Source organism: Nonomuraea aridisoli (assembly GCF_003236395.1).
Classification (GTDB): domain Bacteria; phylum Actinomycetota; class Actinomycetes; order Streptosporangiales; family Streptosporangiaceae; genus Nonomuraea; species Nonomuraea aridisoli.
Map to the genome: position 1 here is coordinate 1 of NZ_POUD01000468.1, position 3,658 is coordinate 3,658.

Here is a 3,658-nt window from a genome sequence, read left to right on the forward strand (position 1 = left end):
GGCCGCTAGTCTCGTGGGCTCGGAGATGTGTATAATAGACAGCATGGCCATGGCGTTGAACTCCGGTTTCACTGTGGCCTGGGGACTGGCCATCGACAGGGTCAGACGTGATCGGACAGGGTCAGGCGTGGTCGGACAGGGTCAGGCGTGGTCGGACAGGGTCAGGCGTGGTCGGACAGGGTCAGGCGTGGTCGGACGTGGTCAGAGAGGGGCGGATGGGGTCAGGGCGGGTTTCCAGCGGGCTGGTCCTGGCCAGGGCCACGGTGCCCGCGGCGGTCAGCGCGGCCGCGACGACCGGCAGGACACCGGTGGGCAGCGGCTCGCCCAGCAGCAGCGCCCCGAACGCCACCGCGGTCAGCGGGTCGGCGATCTGCAGCGCCGCGAACGAGACGCCGAAGTGCCCGACGGCGTAGGCGCGCTGGAGCATCACCAGCGCCAGCAGCGCGGGGACCGGCAGCGCCAGCAGGTACCACCAGTTCCAGGCGCCGTCCACCAGTACCCGCATGAGGGTCGCGGTGGCGCCGTACAGGACGCCTGAGCTGGTGGCCAGCAGCGCCGCCCGGCCCGCGGCCGAGGCCGCGAAGGAGCCGGCCCACAGCAGCGCCGCCGCGGCGCCGGCCACGCCGAGCAGCGTGAGCACACCGGCCGGATCGAGATGGGTGGCACCGTCGTGCTCGGGGACGAGCAGCACCAGGCCGATCAGCCCCGCCGCCACGACCCCGGCCGCCGCCAGCTCCGCCCGCGACGGCCTGCGGCCGTGCAACGTGGCGGCGATGGGCAGCGCGAACAGCAGGCTGGCCACGCCCATCGGCTGCACGATGGTCAGCGGGCCCAGCCCGAGCGCGACGATGTGCAGGCCGCCACCCGTCACGATGGAGGCGCCGCCGAGCAGCCAGCGCGGCCGGCGCAGCAGCGCCAGCAGCCCGGGCCGGGCGGTGCCGGCCGCCTCGAACTGCTGCAGCGCGGCCCCGAGCGCGAAGAACAGCGAACCGACCAAGGCGATCACCGCGGCCAGCACAGTCATGCGCCCTCCTCTCAGACGGATGGTTGCCAGGCAGGGTCAAACGGACGTGTCCGCCGGAAGGCCGGCCGGGGAAGCGTTGGTGGCGCGCCGCTTCCTGATCCACCGCACGACCTCGACCACGACGGTGACGGACAGCGCGATGCCGAGGCCCAGCAGCAGGCCCTTGATCGGGTCGTTCTCGAACGCCATCCCGCCGAAGAAGCCGATCAGCCCCGAGTACACGCCCCACGAGACGGCCGCCAGGGCGTCGAAGAAGGTGAACGAGCGCAGCGGATGCCGTACGGCGCCCATGGTCAGGGTGGTCGCGGTGCGCCCGCCCGGGATGTAGCGGGCCACGACCAGGACGAGCCCCCCGCGTACGGCGAGGGCGCCGCGTGCCCAGACGAACGCCCTCCTCTCGCGGAGCCGGCCCCCGGCTCTGTTCCCGATCAGGTAGGAGATGTGGTCGCCGGTGAACGCGCCCAGCGACGCCACCACGATGACCAGGGCGAGGTTCGGCTCGCCGGTCGCCGCGAACACACCTGCGGTGATCACCGACGTCTCCGCCGGCACGATCGGGAAGAACCCGTCGAGCAGCGCCAGCGCGAACAGCGCCACGTACAGCCACGGCGACGACATCGCCTGCTCGACGAAGTCGAGGATGGCGTGCGACATAAAGGTGTACTCCGATCCTTTTGGGCACCCACACAGCGTCTCGGTGCGGGAGGTCGGGAGGCATCGGGGATGCCCCCGGTCGAACGCGGCCCTTCCCCTGACACGGGTCAGGGCCGGTACCCCATGACGCTAGAAACCCCGCAGGTCACGGCACATCGGACGATCGGCACGCAGTACCCCCTACTTTCGTCAGGGGCGCCGCCGCGACCTCCGGATGACACCTTCGATCCAACCGATCCGCACCGTGGGACACAGCAGTGGAGATGGGCGTTTCCGAGGTGGTGCCAGCCCTACCGCGACGGTGGCTCCCGCCCCACCCCGACTTTCGTCAGGGGTGCTCCCTGACCTCCGGGGGGACCGGCCGGGCGGGCGCGGCGGATAACGTCGGGGCGTGCACGCTCTTCGCCGTCTTCGCCGGGAGAGCCGCCGCCACGTGGTCTACGACCTGCTGCTGTGGGTGGTGCTCGGCGTCTTCATCGCCGCCATGGGGCCCGACCCGTTCAAGGACCCCGCCGGGTTCGCCATGGTCACCGTGCCCCGGGTGGGGCTCGCCTCGGTGGCGGTGCTCGTCGGCCGGCCCTACCCGCTGGCGGCGCTGGTGCTGCTGCTGCCGCTCGGGCCGTGGCAGTTCAGCGAGGGGTTCGCGACCGTCGACCTGAGCTGGCTGCTGCCCCGGCGCAACGTCAAGATCCTGCCGCTGCTGGCGACGTCGCCGTACATCATGTGGTACGCCTACCTCACCGGGCGGCTGCTGGCCCGGGCGTGGCCGGCGCTGGCGGCGTTCGGCGTGATCTCGCTGGTCGGCGTGGGTGTGGTGCTGGCGCAGGGCGGCGACCTCGCCCTGTGGGTGTCCATGGGCACGGCGCTGCTCGGCACCTACCTGGCGCCGTACGTGCTGGGGCTGGTGCGCAGGCTGCTGCTGCAGCAGCGGCGGCAGACCCGGCTGTCGGTCGAGGCGCAGGCCAGGATGCGGGAGCGGGCCAGGATCGCGCGTGACATGCACGACTCGCTCGGCCACGACCTGGCGCTGATCGCGGTCCGGGCGGCGGGGCTGGAGCTGGCTCCCGGCCTGGCCCCCGAGCAGGTCAAGGCGGCGGGGGAGCTGCGCGAGGCGGCGGCCGACGCCACCGAACGGCTCCGCGAGATCATCGGTCTGCTGCGCGAGGAAGCGGACGCGGCGCCGCTGTCGCCGGTCGGCGAGGACGTGGCCGAGCTCGTCCGCCGCGCCCGCGACTCCGGCATGTCGATCACCCTCGACCTGTCTCCTGGCCCGGTGCCCGACCTGGCCCGGCCCGTCGTCCAGGAGGCGCTCACGAACGCCGCCAAACACGCCCCCGGCGCCGCCGTCGAGGTCTCGATCTCACCCCACCGGATCCGCGTCCGCAACGGCCCGCCGCGCACCCGTCCCACCGCCCGCCCCGGCGGCCTGGGCCTGGCGGGCCTGCGCGAACGCGTCCGCCTGGCCGGCGGCGCCCTCTCCGCCGCCTCCGTCGCCGACGGCTTCGAACTCGACGTCACCATCCCCCATGTGGTGGGACGGGACGGGTCGGAAGCGGTGACGCTGGAGGGATGAGTCGAACGAGAGCCCGCGCGGTCGCCGCGATCGTCGCGGTGGCGGCCACGTTGCCCTACCTCGTGTTGAAGCTCCTCTGGCTGGCAGGCAGCTCGGTCGGTGTCACCGATCCCGACCTCACGGGTGACGCCACGATGATGGGACTCAACGCGATGACCTTCGGCATGGAGGTCGTCCCCTGGCGGCAGTCCCATCGAGCCGTGGTGTACCTGCTGGTCTACGGCGGTTTCATGACGCAGGGGGTGAGCCTCATGATCGCCTTCGCCCTCTACGCGCGCGAACGGTGGCCGGACGTCTTCACCACGGCGACCGCCTCGCCGTTCACGAGCCCGCCCCGGTCGTTGCAGACGGTCGTCGCACGGGGTTGTCTGCTGGTGGCCGTGCCGGTCGGGGGCGTCAGGCTGGCG

4 protein-coding genes are annotated in these 3,658 nt (G+C 72.5%); 2 read left to right on the top strand and 2 right to left on the bottom strand.

All coding sequences use genetic code 11. The annotated features are described in order from the left end of the window. Positions 1-181 precede the first annotated feature (181 nt). Both C1J01_RS46875 and C1J01_RS46880 read right to left on the bottom strand, forming a co-directional pair. Positions 182-1,024: a DMT family transporter gene (locus tag C1J01_RS46875; protein ID WP_181449354.1), complete on the bottom strand. Its 843-nt coding sequence runs from the start codon at positions 1,022-1,024 to the stop codon at positions 182-184. 36 nt (positions 1,025-1,060) lie between these two features. Continuing rightward, positions 1,061-1,678 carry a DedA family protein gene (locus C1J01_RS46880; protein ID WP_111185489.1) on the bottom strand — a complete coding sequence of 206 codons (618 nt, stop codon included), beginning with the start codon at positions 1,676-1,678 and terminating at the stop codon, positions 1,061-1,063. Positions 1,679-2,069: 391 nt separating this feature from the next. On the opposite strand from C1J01_RS46880, the gene C1J01_RS46885 reads away from it, so the two are divergent. Then, complete coding sequence (locus C1J01_RS46885) at positions 2,070-3,251, top strand: sensor histidine kinase (RefSeq protein ID WP_146616009.1); 1,182 nt, start codon at positions 2,070-2,072, stop codon at positions 3,249-3,251. After that, on the top strand, positions 3,248-3,658 hold a 411-nt coding region (locus tag C1J01_RS46890; RefSeq protein WP_220040467.1), incomplete at its 3' end, for a hypothetical protein. The genes C1J01_RS46885 and C1J01_RS46890, both read left to right, overlap by 4 nt.

Excerpts from the sequence above, each read along its gene's own strand:
- C1J01_RS46875 (WP_181449354.1), bottom strand. The coding sequence starts at position 1,024 with ATGACTGTGCTGGCCGCGGTGATCGCCTTGGTCGGTTCGCTGTTCTTC.
- C1J01_RS46880 (WP_111185489.1), bottom strand. The coding sequence starts at position 1,678 with ATGTCGCACGCCATCCTCGACTTCGTCGAGCAGGCGATGTCGTCGCCG.